The organism is Streptomyces phaeochromogenes, from assembly GCF_001418655.1.
Classification (GTDB): Bacteria; Actinomycetota; Actinomycetes; order Streptomycetales; family Streptomycetaceae; genus Streptomyces; species Streptomyces phaeochromogenes.
This window is the reverse complement of the sequence record NZ_LIQZ01000357.1, coordinates 1-16832: the sequence shown is the minus strand read 5'-3', so window position 1 is coordinate 16832 and position 16832 is coordinate 1. Positions and strand designations below refer to the sequence as shown.

At 71.2% G+C, this 16832-nt stretch carries 20 protein-coding genes, 1 tRNA gene and 1 pseudogene; 13 read left to right on the top strand and 9 right to left on the bottom strand.

The genetic code is table 11. From position 1 onward, the window contains the following. Positions 1-254 (bottom strand): annotated as a pseudogene (locus AOK17_RS49250) (hypothetical protein); the annotation flags it as partial. 60 nt (positions 255-314) lie between these two features. Between AOK17_RS49250 and AOK17_RS53690 the strand changes: the two are divergent. Next, entirely contained in the window at positions 315-437 is a 123-nt protein-coding gene (locus tag AOK17_RS53690) for a hypothetical protein (RefSeq protein WP_281198670.1), read from the top strand. Here AOK17_RS53690 and AOK17_RS37780 read toward each other — a convergent pair. Beyond that, positions 424-936, bottom strand: a complete 513-nt coding sequence (locus AOK17_RS37780; protein ID WP_055617128.1) for a DinB family protein — start codon at positions 934-936, stop codon at positions 424-426. The two genes, AOK17_RS53690 and AOK17_RS37780, sit on opposite strands and share 14 nt — an antisense overlap. Before the next feature lie 188 nt (positions 937-1124). Between AOK17_RS37780 and AOK17_RS37775 the strand changes: the two genes are divergently transcribed. After that, positions 1125-2030: a Gfo/Idh/MocA family protein gene (locus tag AOK17_RS37775; RefSeq protein ID WP_055617127.1), complete on the top strand. Its 906-nt coding sequence runs from the start codon at positions 1125-1127 to the stop codon at positions 2028-2030. On the opposite strand, the gene lnt is transcribed toward AOK17_RS37775, so the two are convergent. Further along, positions 1954-3540 carry an apolipoprotein N-acyltransferase gene (gene lnt / locus AOK17_RS37770; protein ID WP_055617126.1) on the bottom strand — a complete coding sequence of 529 codons (1587 nt, stop codon included), beginning with the start codon at positions 3538-3540 and terminating at the stop codon, positions 1954-1956. The two genes, AOK17_RS37775 and lnt, sit on opposite strands and share 77 nt — an antisense overlap. Before the next feature lie 119 nt (positions 3541-3659). Beyond that, the gene (locus AOK17_RS37765; protein ID WP_055617125.1) at positions 3660-4145 is read right to left on the bottom strand and encodes a nuclear transport factor 2 family protein; all 486 of its coding nucleotides are present in this window, start codon (positions 4143-4145) and stop codon (positions 3660-3662) included. A 193-nt stretch (positions 4146-4338) separates the two neighbouring features. Between AOK17_RS37765 and AOK17_RS37760 the strand changes: the two genes are divergently transcribed. Then, positions 4339-5079, top strand: coding sequence for an SDR family NAD(P)-dependent oxidoreductase (locus tag AOK17_RS37760; RefSeq protein WP_055617131.1), 741 nt, complete (start codon positions 4339-4341; stop codon positions 5077-5079). Between the two features lie 120 nt (positions 5080-5199). On the opposite strand, the gene AOK17_RS37755 is transcribed toward AOK17_RS37760, so the two are convergent. After that, the gene (locus tag AOK17_RS37755) at positions 5200-5379 is read right to left on the bottom strand and encodes a hypothetical protein (RefSeq protein WP_055617124.1); all 180 of its coding nucleotides are present in this window, start codon (positions 5377-5379) and stop codon (positions 5200-5202) included. A 128-nt stretch (positions 5380-5507) separates the two neighbouring features. Further along, the gene (locus AOK17_RS37750) at positions 5508-5846 is read right to left on the bottom strand and encodes a winged helix-turn-helix transcriptional regulator (RefSeq protein ID WP_055617130.1); all 339 of its coding nucleotides are present in this window, start codon (positions 5844-5846) and stop codon (positions 5508-5510) included. Between the two features lie 96 nt (positions 5847-5942). Here AOK17_RS37750 and AOK17_RS37745 point away from each other — a divergent pair, with 96 nt between their 5' ends. Both AOK17_RS37745 and AOK17_RS50990 read left to right on the top strand, forming a co-directional pair. Further along, a complete protein-coding gene (locus AOK17_RS37745) occupies positions 5943-6503 on the top strand; it encodes a carboxymuconolactone decarboxylase family protein (protein WP_055617123.1) in 561 nt (186 codons plus the stop codon). A 142-nt stretch (positions 6504-6645) separates the two neighbouring features. Then, positions 6646-6705 (top strand) — tRNA-OTHER (locus AOK17_RS50990). A 148-nt stretch (positions 6706-6853) separates the two neighbouring features. Here AOK17_RS50990 and AOK17_RS37740 read toward each other — a convergent pair. Then, positions 6854-7729: an undecaprenyl-diphosphate phosphatase gene (locus tag AOK17_RS37740; RefSeq protein WP_055617122.1), complete on the bottom strand. Its 876-nt coding sequence runs from the start codon at positions 7727-7729 to the stop codon at positions 6854-6856. Positions 7730-8024: 295 nt separating this feature from the next. Between AOK17_RS37740 and AOK17_RS37735 the strand changes: the two genes are divergently transcribed. The 3 genes from AOK17_RS37735 to AOK17_RS37725 are packed head-to-tail and all read left to right on the top strand — an operon-like array spanning position 8025 to position 10935. Beyond that, the gene (locus tag AOK17_RS37735) at positions 8025-9278 is read left to right on the top strand and encodes a Gfo/Idh/MocA family protein (protein WP_425424669.1); all 1254 of its coding nucleotides are present in this window, start codon (positions 8025-8027) and stop codon (positions 9276-9278) included. Then, positions 9275-10210, top strand: a complete 936-nt coding sequence (locus AOK17_RS37730) for a DUF6807 domain-containing protein (protein ID WP_055617121.1) — start codon at positions 9275-9277, stop codon at positions 10208-10210. The genes AOK17_RS37735 and AOK17_RS37730 overlap by 4 nt, the downstream gene beginning before the upstream one ends. Beyond that, positions 10207-10935, top strand: coding sequence for a cupin domain-containing protein (locus tag AOK17_RS37725; RefSeq protein WP_107102600.1), 729 nt, complete (start codon positions 10207-10209; stop codon positions 10933-10935). The genes AOK17_RS37730 and AOK17_RS37725 overlap by 4 nt, the downstream gene beginning before the upstream one ends. Before the next feature lie 132 nt (positions 10936-11067). On the opposite strand, the gene AOK17_RS37720 is transcribed toward AOK17_RS37725, so the two are convergent. Further along, the gene (locus tag AOK17_RS37720) at positions 11068-11544 is read right to left on the bottom strand and encodes a winged helix-turn-helix transcriptional regulator (protein ID WP_055617119.1); all 477 of its coding nucleotides are present in this window, start codon (positions 11542-11544) and stop codon (positions 11068-11070) included. 106 nt (positions 11545-11650) lie between these two features. Between AOK17_RS37720 and AOK17_RS37715 the strand changes: the two genes are divergently transcribed. After that, a complete protein-coding gene (locus tag AOK17_RS37715; protein WP_055617118.1) occupies positions 11651-12820 on the top strand; it encodes a thiolase family protein in 1170 nt (389 codons plus the stop codon). 121 nt (positions 12821-12941) lie between these two features. Here the strand turns inward: AOK17_RS37715 and AOK17_RS37710 are convergent, their stop codons facing one another. Then, the gene (locus tag AOK17_RS37710) at positions 12942-13715 is read right to left on the bottom strand and encodes a TVP38/TMEM64 family protein (RefSeq protein ID WP_055617117.1); all 774 of its coding nucleotides are present in this window, start codon (positions 13713-13715) and stop codon (positions 12942-12944) included. A gap of 49 nt (positions 13716-13764) precedes the next feature. On the opposite strand from AOK17_RS37710, the gene AOK17_RS37705 reads away from it, so the two are divergent. The 4 genes from AOK17_RS37705 to AOK17_RS37690 all read left to right on the top strand — a co-directional run bounded on the left by AOK17_RS37705 (position 13765) and on the right by AOK17_RS37690 (position 16753). Continuing rightward, a complete protein-coding gene (locus tag AOK17_RS37705) occupies positions 13765-14499 on the top strand; it encodes a DNA alkylation repair protein (protein ID WP_055617116.1) in 735 nt (244 codons plus the stop codon). A gap of 44 nt (positions 14500-14543) precedes the next feature. Then, complete coding sequence (locus AOK17_RS37700; protein WP_055617115.1) at positions 14544-14756, top strand: hypothetical protein; 213 nt, start codon at positions 14544-14546, stop codon at positions 14754-14756. Between the two features lie 131 nt (positions 14757-14887). Next, positions 14888-16060 carry an elongation factor Tu gene (gene tuf / locus AOK17_RS37695; RefSeq protein WP_055617114.1) on the top strand — a complete coding sequence of 391 codons (1173 nt, stop codon included), beginning with the start codon at positions 14888-14890 and terminating at the stop codon, positions 16058-16060. Positions 16061-16192: 132 nt separating this feature from the next. Next, positions 16193-16753: a DinB family protein gene (locus tag AOK17_RS37690; RefSeq protein WP_055617113.1), complete on the top strand. Its 561-nt coding sequence runs from the start codon at positions 16193-16195 to the stop codon at positions 16751-16753. The last annotated feature ends 79 nt before the right edge of the window (positions 16754-16832 follow it).

Below are 16832 nucleotides of genomic sequence, written 5' to 3'. Positions count from 1 at the left end.
GCCGAAGGGGCCGTACGGCGGGGTGTGGACGCGGGTGCCGAAGGCCGCCGGGACGGGCCGATCATCTCCAGGGCCTCCCGGGCCGGCGCCTGCACGATCTGGGGCTCGGCCCTGCCGTCCGGGTGGGGCTCCGAGGCCGGAGGGGGCGCGGACGGGGCGCCGGGAGCGAGCGGTCGCTGGACGGTCACGCAGCCGGAGACGGCCGAGACGGCCACGGTGACCAGGAGCGTTGCGGTGGTCGCGGTTCGATGCACCCGCGCAACTCTGCTGTGTCCGCCCCCATTTGGGGAGCTGACAAGCGGAGGATGCCCCGCATGGGTGAACGACCGACGCCCGAGCCCCGGCAGCCGGGCCTGACGACCAACGGCCCCGGCGACCCGTACGCGCCTCGGCCGCCCGGGACCCCGTCGACCCGCGCGTACGTCAGTCGCCCGTGACCCCGTCGATCCGCTCGCGGATCAGGTCGGCGTGACCGTTGTGGCGCGCGTACTCCTCGATCATGTGGGTGTAGATCCACCGCAGGTTGAAGGGCTTGTCGGTGAACCTGCTCCTGCCGTCGGACAGGTCGTCGAGCGCGAAGCGCGCCGCGTTCTGCCGGGCGGCCTCGATCTCCCGCTGCCAGGTGCCGTACGCCTCCTCCCAGGTGTCGTTCTTGGTGAGGTGGAACTCGCCGTCGCGGTCCTCGTCGCTGTAGTAGATCGGGCCGGCATCGTCGCCGGCCAGCACTCTGCGGAACCAGCTCCGCTCCACCTCCGCCATGTGCCGGACGAGCCCCATCAGGGAGAGCTCGGACGGCGGCACCGAGGCGGTCCTGAGCTGGGCGTCGTCCAGGTCCTGGCACTTCCACGCGAGGGTTTCGCGGTGATAGTCGAGCCAGCCCTCCAGCATGGCTCGTTCGCCGGCATCGATCGCGGGTTCACTGCGTTCCATGGTCATGCCCGCATCATCGCGGAGGGCCGACCGACGGCCTAACCCTTTCTAGGCCGTGCCGACGGCGTGAGCGATCAGCTCCGCAGCATGCCGTCCAGGACCTCCACAGCTCCGGCCGCCGCAGGCGCCGTATGCTTCCGAGGAGACACGGGTGCGCACGCCCTGGACATGTCGGTTCCCCGGAGGAGACCCCTGTGAAGGTCGGCTGCATCGGACTCGGAGACATCGCGCAGAAGGCATATCTGCCGGTGCTCGCCACCCGGCCGGGGCTCGAACTGCATGTGCACACGCGGACGCCCGCCACTCTCGCCAGGGTCGCGGACAGCCTCCACCTGCCGGACGGGCAGCGTCACACCGACCTCTCCGAACTGCTCGCGCAGGACCTCGACGCGGCGTTCGTGCACGCGCCGACACAGGCGCACCCCGAGATCGTGACCTGTCTCCTCGAAGCGGGCGTGGCCACGTATGTCGACAAGCCGATCGCGTACGAACTCGCCGACTCCGAACGACTGGTGAAGCTCGCGGAGGAGCGGAACACCAGCCTGGCCGTCGGCTTCAACCGGCGCTACGCACCCGGGTACGCGCAGTGCGCCGACCACCCGCGCGAGCTCATCCTGATGCAGAAGAACCGCATCGGCCTGCCGGAACAGCCCCGCACGATGATCCTCGACGACTTCATCCATGTCGTGGACACCCTGCGGTTCCTGGCGCCGGGGCCGGTCGACGACGTGACCGTGCGGGCCCGGGTCGAGGACGGACTGCTGCACCACGTCGTGCTCCAGCTCGCCGGCGAGGGGTTCACGGCGCTCGGCGTGATGAACCGGCTGAGCGGCTCGAACGAGGAGATCCTCGAAGTCTCCGGGCAGGACACCAAGCGTCAGGTCGTCAACCTTGCCGAGGTCATCGACCACAAGGGCCAGCCGACGATACGCCGACGCGGCGACTGGGTGCCGGTGGCCCGGCAGCGCGGGATCGAGCAGGTCGTGCTCGCGTTCCTCGACGCGGTGCGCGCGGGCAAGGTGCTCAGCGCCCGGGACGCGCTGGCGACTCATGAGCTGTGCGAGCGGGTGGTACGCGCGGTGACGGACCGGCCCGCCTGACCCGCAACGACCGGGCACCCTCCGTGGCGCCCAGGGCGGCCAGGATCAGCAGCGCCGCGTACACCGGCCACTCGCCGAACCGCGCGTACGGGGTGACACCGTGTGCCAGCGGTACGTCGTACACCTCGGAGGCGCTGGCATCGGTGCCGAGCCAGGAGCCGACGCGCTCACCGCTCGGGCCGTAGACCGCGGAGACGCCGGTGAGCGTCGCGTGGACCATCGGCCGGCCCGTCTCGGCGGCCCGCAGCGCCGCCAGCGACGCGTGCTGCTCGGGCGCCCAGCTCTGCTGGAACGACGACGTCGCCGACTGGGCGAGCAGCAACTCGGCGCCGTCCCGGGCGAGATGACGGCTCATGTCGGGGAACGCCGACTCGAAGCAGACCATCGGGCCGATCCGCAGTCCGTCCCCGACGTTCATCACCACCTGCCCGGTTCCGCGCATCCGGTCCTCGCCCGCCGCCTTGCCCACGGACGTGGCCCAGCCGAGGAGGGAGCGGGCCGGGACGTACTCGCCGAAGGGCACGAGCCGCATCTTGTCGTAGCGGTCGCCGGTCGGGCCCTCGGGACCCACGAGCACCGAACTCTTGTATATGCCGGGCCGGTCGGAGCGGCGCGCGTCCACGTTGACCAGGATGTCCGCGTCCACCTGGCGGGAGAGCGCGGCGAGCCGGTTCGCGAGGTCGGGCCGGTCGGCGAGGTCGAAGCCGACACTGCTCTCGCCCCACACCACGAGGTCCACGTCCTGCCCGGCCAGCTGCCGGGTGAGCGCCTCCTCGCGCGCGAACCGCTTCTCCGCGCCGCCGACGCCGTCGATCACGCCGGGCTGTACGACGGCGATCCGGACCCGGTCGTCGACGTCCGGCCGTGGCGACCACGCCCAGGCCGCCGAGGTGGCCGCGGCCGTCGCCACCAGCCCGGCGATCGCGGGGACGCGGGACTGCCGTACGGCGACGAGGACGGCGACCGCGACGTTCACGGCGACGAGCAGGAAGCTCAGCAGCCACACTCCGCCGACCGAGGCCAGCCGCAGCGCGGGCTCCACGTCCCACTGACTCGAACCGAGCAGCCCCCAGGGACCGCCCAACCCCTCCCAGGAGCGTACGAGTTCGACCATCAGCCAGGCCGAGGGCAGCACGAACAGGGCGGCGACGACCTGGCCCGCCGAGGGCACACCGGCCAGGAACCTGCGGGTCAGCCAGCCCCACGGTGCCCAGAGCGCGCCGAGCAGCGCCGCTATCACGACGGTGAAGACATGCAGGCTCGGCAGCAGCCAGTGGTGCACGGCCAGCATGAAACCGAGCCCGCCGAGCCAGCCGTCGTACGCCGCCCGCCGGGCCGTCGGAGCCGAGCGGACGAGCAGGATCCACGGCACCAGCGCCACATACGCGAACCACCACAGGGACGGCGCCGGGAAGCTCAGCATCGGCAGCGCACCGGCGAGCACGGCCGCGGCGCCGCGCCACCAGGGGGAGCCGAGGCGTCGGCGCCAGTCAGCGGCGGACAGCTTCATGCAGCGCCTCCCTCGACCCCCGAAGCACGGTGCGTGACTCCAGTGTGCGCGCACGGGGACGATCTACGTAAGGGGGCGATCCACTCAGGTGGGCAGGCGCGAACAGGCCGACCGCGGGCTCAATGGGCGGCGGGTTCCTGCTGCGCCTGCGTGACCCGGCGCCACTTCTCGTGGACGACCACCTCACGGAGCCGCCAGCCGTTGTACGTCCGTACCAGCCCGAAGTCGTACCGGCCGCCGCACACGAAGTCGGGCTCGGTGGACCCGCCGTCGTCTCCCGCGAACCGCATCGGGTTGACGTAGTCCGCCTGGATCCGGGCCGTGTCGCCCGTGTCCTGCTCCAGTGCCCCGAACCGCACCCGCCGGTTGACGATCAGATGCTGCCGCATCGGGAACAGCTCCATGGTCTGCGCGAGCCATCCGGCGATCTGCCCCGCGTCCCCCTCGATGCCGCCCGCCGACCGGTAGTCCGCCCGCCCGTCCGGCGCGAACAGTCCGCGGTACGCCTCCCAGTCCCCGTCGTCGACCGCCACCGCGTACTCGGTGACCAGTCCGTCGACCGCGAGCCGGTCCATTACCGTAGCCAGTTCCACGCGCTGCGTCATCGGCTCAGTGTTGGCCACGGGGAGGTCCGAGCCAAGGGGCGTGCAGTGATATTCACCGGTCGTGCGCCGTATGGACGTACGAACCCGGTCCCGGGAGACGATCAGCTGTCCTGTCCCGTCCCGTTCCGACGCGGGCGGGACCACGGACCGCGGACCATGGATTACCGATCACGAAGGAGTGCACATGCCTCGTCTGTCTCGTCCCGTCACGGTCGTCACGGGTGGTAGTCGGGGGATCGGCGCCGCGACCTGCCTGCGGCTGGCGGTGGACGGTCACGACCTGGTGGTCGGGTACGCGCGCGACGACGAGGCCGCTGAGCGGACCGCTACCGCCGTACGCGAGACCGGGGCGCGATGCGTGACGGTACGCGCGGACACCTCGGACGAGGCGGACGTCGAGCGGCTCTTCGACACGGCGGCCGAGCGGCTCGGGGCGGTGACGGGCCTGGTGAACAACGCCGGCGTGACCGGCCCGCTCGGCCGGCTCGCCGACACGGACACCGCCGAACTGCGCCGGGTCGTGGAGGTCAACCTCCTGGGCACGCTGCTGTGTTCGCGCCGGGCGGCGCGCGACATGGCGCTCAGGGGCGCCGGCGCCATCGTGAACGTGTCGTCGGCGGCGGCCACGCTCGGCAGTCCTGGGGAGTACGTCCACTACGCGGCCACCAAGGCGGCGGTCGACGCGCTGACGGTGGGCCTCTCGAAGGAACTCGGCCCCGACGGCATCCGCGTCAACGCCGTCGCCCCGGGCCTCATCGACACGGAGATGCATGCGGCGATGGGTGATCCGGACCGCCCGGCCCGCCTTGCGCCGTCGATTCCGCTCGGGCGGCCGGGGGATCCGGCGGAGGTCGCGGCGGCCGTGGCGTGGCTGCTGTCACCGGAGTCGTCGTACGCGACGGGAGCGGTGCTGCGGGTGGCAGGGGGTCGGTGAGGCCGAGGGCTCCGGCGGGGTGGCCGGTGCGACCGGCTGCCGCGGCGCGCCGGTCGGGCCCGCACGCCCAGGAAGCCCTCACGCCATGGGCATCACGCCACGGACATCACTCGACGGGCCTCACGCCGCCTCGATGACCTCGTGACGTATCGCCGCGGCCCACTGCACGACCAGCAGTTCGTACTCGGCCCTCTCCTGGGCCGACAGGGAACCGCCTGCGCGTATCCATAACGCGCGGATCTGCTCATTCAGCACGGCGGCAGACCGCGCGGAACCAGGGCTCACGGAATTGGGGGACATGCGCACAAGCGTAGGGCCAAGGACTGACAGTGCGCTACCAAACGGCTACCCATGCAGTATGTGGTTGGTCACGCCAAAAACGTTTGAGGGGCGATGGGTTGGGGAAAATGGCTGGCCGCCGTTCCGTGTCACCGCTGGTCGGCCCAGGTGCGGGACCAGTCGAGCAGCGGCCCCATCGCTGTCACGAGGTCTTCGCCGAGGGGAGTGAGGCGCCAGGTCGTCTCGTCCGTGGGCGCCGCGATCCCTGCCTCGCGGAGGTCGGTGAGACGGGCGGACAGGACGCTGGACGACATGGCGTCACAGCGGCGCTGGAGGTCGCGGAAGCCGATCGGCGCACCGCTCCGGTGGAGTTCCCAGATCACGCGGAGCATCCAGCGGCGGCCCAGCAGGTCCAGCGCGGCCATGACGGGACGACCGGTGGCCGAACCGCGCACGGGCCGGCCGGGACGGGGTGCCGTGCCCAAGATGCCTTCCCTCCTCGTCGGTTGCCTGACAACTACCGATGACTTCCTTTGCGTTCCCACTCTTGCGCTTCGATTTCAGAAGCGCAAGAGTCGCAAGGCATGAAGCAACGCATCGACGGCATCACGCCGCCCTATGACCCCGAATCCGAACGCGAGTTGCGTCGCTGGATGCCGCCCGGCGTCACCCAGGAACCCCTGATGCTCTTCAAGGTCCTGCAACGCCACCCCGACCTCGCCTCCCGTATGCGGACCCTCGGCGCGGGCCTGCTCGTCCACGGCCGGCTCTCCGACGCCGACCGCGAGTTGGTCATCGCCAGGGTCGCCGCCCGCTGCGGCTGCGTGTACGAGTGGGGCGTCCACATGGCCGCGTACGCCGAGGTTTCCGGTCTGGGGGAGGAGCGGATTCCCCTGACCGTGACCGGGACCTCGGCCGATCCGGCCTGGACGCCACGCCAGGGCGCCCTGCTCCGGGCCGTGGACGAACTCCACGACACGGCCCGCCTGTCGGACGATGCCTGGACCGCTCTCCGGGCTCACCTCGACGAACTCGAAGCTCTGGAGTTCCTGGTCCTGGCGGGCTGGTACCGCACCATCGCGTACGTGGCCAACGGGATGGAGATCGAACAGGAGCCGTGGGCACGGGCGTTCCCGGGGGAGTGAGCCGGACCGGGGCCACGAACCCCGCGGACAGCCGTGGAACCCAGCGGGTAGCCGTAGAACCTCCCAAGCAGCCGCCGCGGCACCCCGCCGATAATCGAGTGCCCCCAACAGCCCGCCCCGCTACGGTGGTTCACGTCCAGGTGCGAAGGCAGCGGCTACTTCTCCTCTCAAGAGAGAGACGCGGGTTCGAATCCCGTCGCCGGCGCGAGCCGGTGTCGTCCAGCGGCCGAGGACACTTACGTCGCCGCCGCCGAGTCAGACCTCTGGACACCGAGCACGAGCCGCCCGCCACGGGGGAAATCAGGCGGGCGGCTCGGTCATGTCGGGAGCGTCTGCGAGTACGGCGGCCGTCAGCCCGCCGACTCGGCCGCGTGCGGGCTCAGCGCGCCCATGCTGACCAGCACGATGATCAGGATGCCGAGCAGGATGCGGTAGTAGACGAACGGCATGAAGCTCTTGGTCGTGATGAACTTCATGAACCAGGCGATAACGGCGTAACCCACCAGGAAAGCAATGATCGTCGCGAAGACCGTGGGGCCCCACGAGACATGGCCGCCCTCGCTCGCGTCCTTCAGCTCGAAGGCGCCGGAGGCGAGGACAGCCGGGATGGCGAGCAGGAACGAGTAGCGGGCCGCCGCCTCTCGCGTGTAGCCCATGAGGAGGCCGCCGCTGATGGTGGCGCCGGAGCGGGAGACGCCGGGGACGAGGGCCATCGCCTGGCAGACGCCGTAGATCAGGCCGTCCTTCACGCTCAGGTCCTTGAGCGACTTGCGCTCCCTCGCGGCCCGGTGCTTCCCGCCCGTCTCGTCACGTGCCGCGAGCCGGTCGGCGACGCCGAGGATGATGCCCATCACGATCAACGTCGTCGCGGTGATGCGCAGATCGCGGAACGGCCCCTCGATCTGGTCCTTGAGGGTGACGCCCAGCACACCGATCGGAATCGACCCGATGATCACGAGCCAGCCCATCTGCGCGTCGTGATCACTCCGCATCGCCTTGTTCGTGAGCGAGCGGAACCACGCCGAGATGATCCGGGCGATGTCCTTGCGGAAATAGATCAGTACCGCCGTCTCCGTGCCGATCTGGGTGATCGCGGTGAAGGCCGCTCCCGGGTCCTCCCAGCCCGCGAACGCCGCGGTCAGCCGCAGGTGCGCGCTGGAGGAGACGGGAAGGAACTCGGTCAGCCCCTGGACGAGTCCGAGGATGAGGGATTCAAACCAAGACATGAAGTTACGTGATCCAAGTGCTGATGGCGGGAGCGGAGCGAATGGCCGGACGGACGTGCCGTGTTGTCGTCTGCGGTGATCAGGCGCGCCCGGGGCAGCGTAGCGCCCCTCGGGGAACGCGTGACGACAGGGCCTCCCCGTCCAGGACCCCGCCACGGTGACCAGGGTGTTGACCCGCCGCGATGCCGCCGCTTACGTTTCCGCGAGGAGTGAAAGCGCTTGCTGCCATCGATGGCCATCTCGTGGCCACCGGGGAGGGCAGGCGTCCGCCAGAACCGCCGTCACGTCCGATGGAGTGCTGATCACGTCCATGCGTACCTCACGCGACGCCACCACCAGCAAGACGACCGAGCACGAGGACATCGAGCACCCGAGCAACCAGTACGAGAGCACCGAGCGCGAGAGCAGGCCGCCCGTTCCGTTCGAGGGCCGGCGGATCAAGGCCGCCGTCATCGGCACCGGAGCCATCGCTTCCGGCAGTCATCTGCCCGCGCTCGCCGCGCTCGCCGCCGAGGGCGAGGTGGAGATCGTCGCCGCGGTCGACATCGACGCCGAAGCGGTCAAGCGCTTCTGCGCGGACGGCGGTGTTCCGCACGGCTACACCGATCTCGACCGGATGCTGGCCGAACAGCGCCCGGACCTCGTCTCCATCTGCACCCCGCCGACCCTCCACCGCGACCAGACCGTCGCCGCCCTGCGCGCCGGCGCCTGGGTGTGGTGCGAGAAGCCGCCCGTGCCGACCCTCGCCGACTTCGACGCCGTGGAGACGGAGGAGGGGACCGAGAGCGGTCCGTATGCCTCCATCGTCTTCCAGCACCGGTTCGGCTCGGGCGCCCGGCACGTACGGCGTCTCATCGCCGACGGGGCCATGGGGCGGCCCCTCGTGGCGCACTGCCAGACCACCTGGTACCGCAACGCCGCCTACTACGCCGTGCCCTGGCGCGGAAAGTGGGAGACCGAGGGCGGGGGGCCCGCCATGGGACACGGCATCCACCAGATGGACCTGCTGCTCGACCTGCTCGGGCCGTGGAGCGAGGTGCGGGCCATGGCCGGGCGTCTGGTGCACGACGTGCAGACGGAGGACGTCTCGACCGCGCTCGTCCGCTTCGAGAGCGGCGCGCTCGCGACCGTGGTCAACAGCGTGCTCAGCCCGGACGAGGTCAGCCGGATCCGCATCGACTGCGAGCACGCGACGGTCGAACTCACCCATCTCTACGGGCACAGCAACGAGAACTGGCGCATCACCCCGGCACCGGACGCGCCCGTCGAGGACGTGGCGGCCTGGCAGGACTTCGGCCCCGACGTGCCGAGTTCGCACCTGGCCCAGCTGCGTGACCTGGTCGCGAGCATGCGCGCGGGCGAACGGCCGCGCAGCAGCGGCGCCGACGGGCGCACCAGCCTGGAGCTGATCACCGCGCTCTACAAGTCGGCGTTCACGGACGTCACCGTCCGCGCCGGTGAGATCGGGCCCGGCGACCCCTACTACACCGCCCTGCACGGCGGCGCGCCCGGCTGGGCACCCACGACGCACGAGGAGGCATCGGCATGACCGCACACGACGGCCTGCGCATCGTCCACGCCCACGGCGACCGCATCACGATCACCGAACCCACCACCGGTGTCGACCTGTTGAGCTACGTGTACGGCCCCGAGGCGGCCTGGGAGGCCCCTAAACCGTATCTGCACCCGCTCAGGACGCTCGCGGGCAACGTTGTCACGGACTACCGGCCCAACGATCACCGCTGGCACAAGGGTCTGCAGATGACCGCCTCGCATCTGTCGGGGGCGAACCTGTGGGGCGGCAACACATACGTTCACGGAGAGGGGTATCTCGAACTCCCTGAGCGTGTCGGGTCGATGACACACGTCAAGTTCGACGAGGTGCGCGCCGACAGCGACCGCGTGGTCATCGCCGAGCGGCTCACCTGGCATCCGTACGACGGCTCGCTCTGGGCGGACGAGGAGCGCCGCGTCGAGGTGCACGACGTGGACCCGGTGTCCGGATCGTGGGCGCTGACCTTTTCGACCTCCGTCACCAACCGCCGTGACGAACCCCTGCGATTCGGCAGCCCCACGACGGCCGGGCGGGAGATGGCCGGCTACACGGGCCTGTTCTGGCGCGGCCCCCGCGGTTTCCGGGACGGCCGGATCATCGGGCCCGACGGCGAGGGTCCCGACCTGATGGGTGAGCAGGCGCCCTGGCTCGCGTACTCCGCGGAGCACGACGTCGCCGACGGGTACGCGACGCTCGTCTTCGCGCACGCCCCCGAGAACGACCACACCGGCGAGGGCGGTTCACACCCCGCCCACTGGTTCGTCCGCAACGAGCCGTTCGCCGCCGTCGCCCCCTCCTTCGCCTTCTTCGACGAGCTGGAGCTCGCACCCGGCGAGACCCTCACCCGCCGTTACCGTGTCGTCGTCGCCGACGGTGCCTGGGAGCGCGAGGAGATCGCCAAGTACCTGGCGGTGCACCCGTGGTGAGCGCGGGCCCCGACTCGACCGGATTCGCCGGGCTCCCCGGAGGCGTCGCCGTCTCGCACCTGTCGGTCTACGACTGGCCCGCCGACGACGGGGTGTGCGGCGGAACTCCCCATCTGCACCTGACCTGTTCGGAGGCGTACGTCGTCACCGGCGGGCGGGGCGCGGTGCAGACCCTGACCACGTCCGGGTACGAGGTCACGCCGCTCGCGCCCGGCACGGTGGCCTGGTTCACGCCCGGCACGATCCACCGGCTGGTCAACGAGGACGATCTGCGCATCACCGTCCTCATGCAGAACAGCGGGCTTCCGGAGGCCGGGGACGCGGTGCTCACCCTGCCGCCGAAGTATCTGACCGACCCGGAGACGTACGCCGCCGCGACCGTCATCCCGGCGGACGCGCCCGAGGAGGAGAAGGAGCGGTTCGCCCGCGCCCGGCGGGACCTCGCCCTGGAGGGCTACGGGGCGCTGCGCGAGGCGGACGGGCCCGAGCCGCTCGCCGCGTTCCAGCGGGCCGCCGCCGAGCTCGTACGCCCCCGGCTCGCCGAGTGGCGTGAGCGGTGGCGGCGGGGGGCCGAGGCGGCTGCCGCGGCGACCGGGGAGCAGCTCGACCGGCTGGAGCGGGGGGACGTGTCCCACCTCGCCGACGCCGTCGTGCGGGCCGAACAGCCGTCCGCGTACGGGAAGTTCGGGATGTGCGGGCGGCTCGACGTGTACCGGGGGGCGTAGCACCGGTTCCGGGCCGGGGCAGGCTTCCGGCTCGGCAAGGGACGGGCTTCCGGTTCCGGCGCGGACGTGCTTCCAGCTCCGCCGGGGGCGTGCTTCCCGTTTCGGCTGGGAATGTGAGCGGCGGTGTTCGGGCTACGCCGCCGCGGGCCCCGTCGCCGTCCACCCCGGGGTCTGCGGGTGGGCCGTCAGGTCGTCGTGCCGGACCGCCTCGCCGCATTCGGCGCAGGTGACGACCGGGACCAGTTCGTGGCCGCCCGTGTGTCCGGGGCCGCCGACGTGTTCGAGCACCATGGGGCGATCGCCGTCGTTGAGATGGCGGTCGCCCCACGCCATGAGCGTGAGGAGCACGGGCTCCAGCTCCAGACCGGCCCGCGTCGGCCGGTACTCGAAGCGCGGCGGCTTCTCGCTGTACGCGACCTTCTCCAGCACACCGGCGTCCACCAGCCGCTTCAGGCGGCTCGTCAGCACGTCGCGCGGGGCGCCGATGTTGCGGACCAGCTGGTCGAACCGCGTGGCGCCCAGGGTCACCTCGCGCAGGACGAGCAGGGAGTACTTCTCGCCGACGAGCGCGAGGGTGTCGGCGATCGAGCAGGGGCGGGCGTCCTTCATGCGAACCAGTCTATGGGGGTGGGTTGGTTATTCCAACCCACTGGGTTACCGTGGAGTCACTTAGTGGGTTTGGAAAGCAAACCCTTTGACTTCGAGGGGCCGGACCATGCGTGACGCAGTCATCGTCGAAGCCGTACGCACTCCGATCGGCAAGGGCAGGCCGAACGGCTCGCTCGCCCACGTCCATCCCGTGGAACTCCTCGCCCACACCCTCCGTACGCTCGTCGAGCGCTCCGGCGTCGATCCCGCGCTGATCGACGACGTGATCGGCGGGACGGTCGACCAGGTCGGCGAGCAGGCCATGAACACCACGCGGTACGCGGTCCTCTCGGCGGGTTTCCCCGAGTCGGTGCCCGCGACGACGGTGGACCGCCAGTGCGGCTCCTCCCAGCAGGCGGTGCACTTCGCGGCGCAGGGCGTCATCTCCGGGGCGTACGACCTGGTCGTGGCCTGTGGCGTGGAGTCCATGAGCCGCGTGCCGATGTGGTCGAACGTGCCGGAGGGCAAGGACCCGTTCGGGCCCGGGGTCGCCGAGCGGTACCCCGAGGGGCTCATTCCGCAGGGGATCAGTGCCGAGCTGATCGCGGCCAAGTGGTCGCTCTCGCGCGAGGAGATGGACGCCTTCGCGGTGGAGTCGCACCGGAAGGCCGCGGCGGCGTGGGAAGGCGGGCTGTTCGGCGACGAGGTCGCGCCTCTCGACGTTGTGACGCGGGACGAGTGCGTCCGGCCCGGCAGCAGCACGGAGGTCCTGGCCGGTCTGAAGCCCGCCTACTACGACCCGGCCTTCGGCGAGCGCTTCCCGCAGATCGACTGGAACGTCACCGCGGGCAACGCCAGCCCCGTCAACGACGGCGCCTCCGCCGTGCTCATCACGTCCAGCGAGACCGCTGCCCGGCTCGGCCTGCGGCCCCTTGCGCGGCTGCACAGCTTCGCCGTCACCGGGTCCGACCCGCTGCTGATGCTCACCGGTGTCGTCCCCGCCACGGAGAAGGTGCTCCGCAAGGCCTCGCTCACCCTCGACGACATCGACCTCTTCGAGGTGAACGAAGCCTTCTCCAGCGTCGTCCTCGCCTGGCGGCAGGAGACGGGCGCCGACCTCTCCAAGGTCAACGTCCACGGCGGCGCGATAGCCATCGGCCACCCGCTCGGCGCGAGCGGCACACGCCTCACGACCACACTCGTCCACGCGATGCGGGCACGCGGCGCCCGCTACGCCCTCCAGACCATGTGCGAGGCGGGCGGCCTGGCGAACGCGATGGTGCTGGAGGGGCTGTAGACGGTGTGTGGCGTCTCGTGTGTCGCCGGTCCTGGGCAGCCAGGCGGACGGCGGCCCGGCCGGCCGGCGGCCTCGCGGCGTGGCTGGAGGTCCCCCGGGGCAGACCCCGGGGGAGCCCGGCTCAGCGGTCCCGGAAGTGGTGGCGTTTGCGCCAGGCGATGATCGCTCCCGCGAGGGCGGGGAGGGCGATGAAGGCCATGGCGATCAGGAAGGCGGGGGACGTCGGGGTCGAGGCCTGGGCGCCGGCGACGACGTACGCGGCGGTGTTGGGGATGGAGCCGAGGCCCGTGGCGAGGAGGAAGGGGAACCAGCCCATGCGGGAGACGGACGCGCAGTAGTTCGCGGCCCAGAACGGCACGCCCGGGAAGAGCCGCGCGGCCATCATCGAGCGGAATCCGTGGCGGCTGAGCTGGCCGTCCGCCGCCTTCAGCCAGCGGCCCCGGAGCAGTGGTCGCAGCGCGTCCTGCCCGAGTATCCGGCCCAGCCCGAAGGCGATCCCGGCCCCGAGCACCGTACCCGCGAGCGAGGCCCCGAGCCCGAGCTGCGAGCCGAACAGGGCGCCCGCCGCCAGATTGAGGAGCGGCCGGGGCACGAACGCGACCGTGCACAGCCCGTACGCCACCGCGAAGACCACGGACGCCGCCGCCCCGTTCAGCTGGGGCGGCCAGCCGTCGGCCAGCAGCTTCTGGGGCTCGAACAGCAGCACCGTCGCGCCCGCCGACACCAGCAGCGTCACCAGCAGCGAGAGCCGGGACCACGGAGAGAGCAGTGCTCTCGTGCAGCGGGCGCTCAGACCTCTTGGCGCGATGGTGAACTCGGTGGGGACGAGTTCCGTTGCGGGGACCGGGGGAGCGGCCGTGGCGGTGCCCCCAGAGCGGGTGGTGGCATCGAGCATCCGGTGACACTAACTGACCGATGTGTGTGATCGCCGTATGGTTCGTCTCATGGGCGTCACAGCTTCCGGAACGTCAGATGGCCACTTGGAGCTGCCGCGCAGCGCCCTCGCGGACACCGTGCTGGAGCGACTCACCGCCACCTACGCGGCGGCGGCCGATCCGCGGCGGGCCGGGGAGATGCGCGCGTACATGAAGGACATCGCGCCTTTCCTGGGCCTGACCACGCCCGATCGCCGCGTCCTCTCCCGCACCGTCCTCGACGGAACACCCCGCCCGGACGAGGCCGACTGCACGGCGGTGGCGCTGCGCTGCTGGCGGCTGCCGGAGCGCGAGTACCAGTACTTCGCCGTCGACTATCTGCGCCGGCATGTGAGGCGTCTCTCGTCCGGCTTCCTGCCCGTGGCACGCCATCTCGTCTCCACGGTCTCTTGGTGGGACACGGTCGACGCGCTCGCCGCCCATGCCGTCGGGGGCCTCGTGGCGGCCGACCCGAAGCTGAAGGCCGACATGGACGAGTGGATCGAGGACGACGACCTGTGGGTCGCCCGCACGGCCCTCCTCCACCAGCTCCGCTACAAGGACACCACCGACACGGATCGCCTCTTCGGGTACTGCGTCCGCCAGTCCGCGCACCCCGACTTCTTCATCCGCAAGGCGATCGGCTGGTGTCTGCGCGAGTACGCCAAGACGGATCCTCAGGCGGTACGGGACTTCGTCGCCGGCGAGCGCGACCGGCTCTCACCGCTGTCCGTACGCGAGGCGCTCAAGAACGTCGGCCCCTGACGCACCAGATCGTCGGCCCCTGAGGCACTGATCACCGGCACCTCATGCACTGGAACATCAGCACCTCACACACCAGCGGAAACACCCCACTCAGCGCGCCTCACGGCCGCGAAAAACCATTCGACGCGGCCATGCGCGTCGGCGATGATCTCCTCATGTTCCGGTACGCCTTCCACCTCGCAGCATCCGCAGTCGCGGATGCGCCGAAGGCTGCCGTCCTGATCACCTTGGCCGCCGCAGACGGCGCCCGAAGCTGACCCTTCCCGGATCGTCCGGCGGACCCCGCAGGGGGAGGGTCGGGAAGTCCTCGGGGTCCCCGTCCCGGCCGTTCTGACGCCGGGGCCATCACTCAGCTCCGCTGACACCGAAGGCTTCGAGGTATACAGCCATGCCCAAGACGGCATACGTGCGCACCAAACCACATCTCAACATCGGCACCATGGGCCATGTCGACCACGGCAAGACCACCCTGACCGCCGCCATCACCAAGGTCCTCGCCGAGCGCGGCTCCGGCACGTTCGTTCCGTTCGACCGGATCGACCGCGCGCCGGAGGAGGCCGCCCGCGGTATCACCATCAACATCTCGCACGTCGAGTACGAGACCGACACCCGGCACTACGCGCACGTCGACATGCCGGGCCACGCCGACTACGTCAAGAACATGGTCACCGGGGCCGCGCAGCTCGACGGGGCGATCCTCGTCGTCTCCGCGCTCGACGGGATCATGCCGCAGACCGCCGAACACGTGCTGCTCGCCCGGCAGGTGGGCGTGAACCACATCGTGGTGGCGCTCAACAAGGCCGACGCGGGCGACGAGGAGTTGACGGACCTCGTCGAGCTGGAGGTCCGCGAGCTGCTGACCGCGCACGGCTACGGGGGCGACTCCGTCCCGGTCGTACGGGTCTCCGGACTCAGGGCGCTGGAGGGCGACCCCCGGTGGACCGAGGCGATCGGCGCGCTGCTCGACGCCGTGGACACGTATGTGCCCATGCCCGAGCGGTACTTGGACGCCCCGTTCCTGTTGCCGGTGGAGAACGTGCTCACCATCACCGGCCGCGGCACGGTCGTCACGGGAGCCGTCGAGCGCGGCACCGTCCGCGTGGGCGACCGTGTCGAAGTGCTCGGCGCCGCCGTGGACACGGTGGTCACCGGCCTGGAGACCTTCGGCAAGCCCATGGACGAGGCGCAGGCCGGCGACAACGTGGCGTTGCTGCTGCGCGGCGTACCCCGTGACGCGGTGCGCCGCGGACACATCGTCGCGGCGCCCGACAGCGTCGTACCGAGCCGTCGCTTCTCCGCGCAGGTGTACGTCCTGTCGGCGCGCGAGGGCGGCCGTACGACACCGGTGTCCACCGGCTACCGGCCGCAGTTCTACATCCGCACCGCGGACGTCGTCGGCGACGTCGACCTCGGCGAGCGGGCGGTCGCGCGGCCCGGCGACACCGTCACCATGACGGTCGAGCTGGGGCGTGAGGTGCCACTGGAGCCGGGGCTCGGCTTCGCGATCCGCGAGGGCGGTCGCACGGTCGGCGCGGGGACGGTGACCGCGGTCGTCGGCTGATCTCCGGCGCGGCCGGCGTGAGTGCCCGCCTCTCGTTCCGTACGGGAGGCGGGCACTCGCGTGTCCGCAGGCACGCGCGCGTCACCGAAACGCGCGTGCGCCCGTGCCGGGCCGCGGCCGAGGATGGGGACCATGACGACCCAGCAGCCCCGCCGAAGAGCCGAGATTTTCGCCGCCGCCGAGGACGACGACCGTCGTTTCAGCACCTCCGCCACCGCCGACGAACGCACGCTGCTCGTCGACATCCTGGGCGCCCAGCGGGCGACGCTGGAGATGAAGTGCGCAGGTCTGACAGGGGAGTTGGCCCGGCGGTCCGTGGAGCCCTCCACTCTCTCGCTGCTCGGTCTCGTCCGGCATCTCGCCGACATGGAGCGCCGCTGGTTCCGGCGGGCACTGGCCCGGCAGGACGCGCCCGCGCTCTTCTCCTCGGAGGCGTGCCCGGACGACGACTTCGACGGCGCGTCCGCCGACCCCGCCGTGATCGCCGAGGCCTGGCGGGCCTGGCACGCCGAAGTGGCCTTCTCCGACGGCTTCGTCGCCGAGGCGTCCGGCCTCGACCTCGTGGGCGAGGACCCCTGGCGCGGGCCGGTGTCGCTGCGCTGGGTCCTCATCCACCTGGTCGAGGAGTACGCCCGCCACAACGGCCACGCCGACCTGCTCCGCGAGCGCATCGACGGGGCGATCGGCGTGTGAGGCGAGTGACACGGGGGAGCGGCGCCGGGCGGGGATCTTGCCGGGGCCCGGCCCGGCCGTGCCCGTACGGGCACAATGG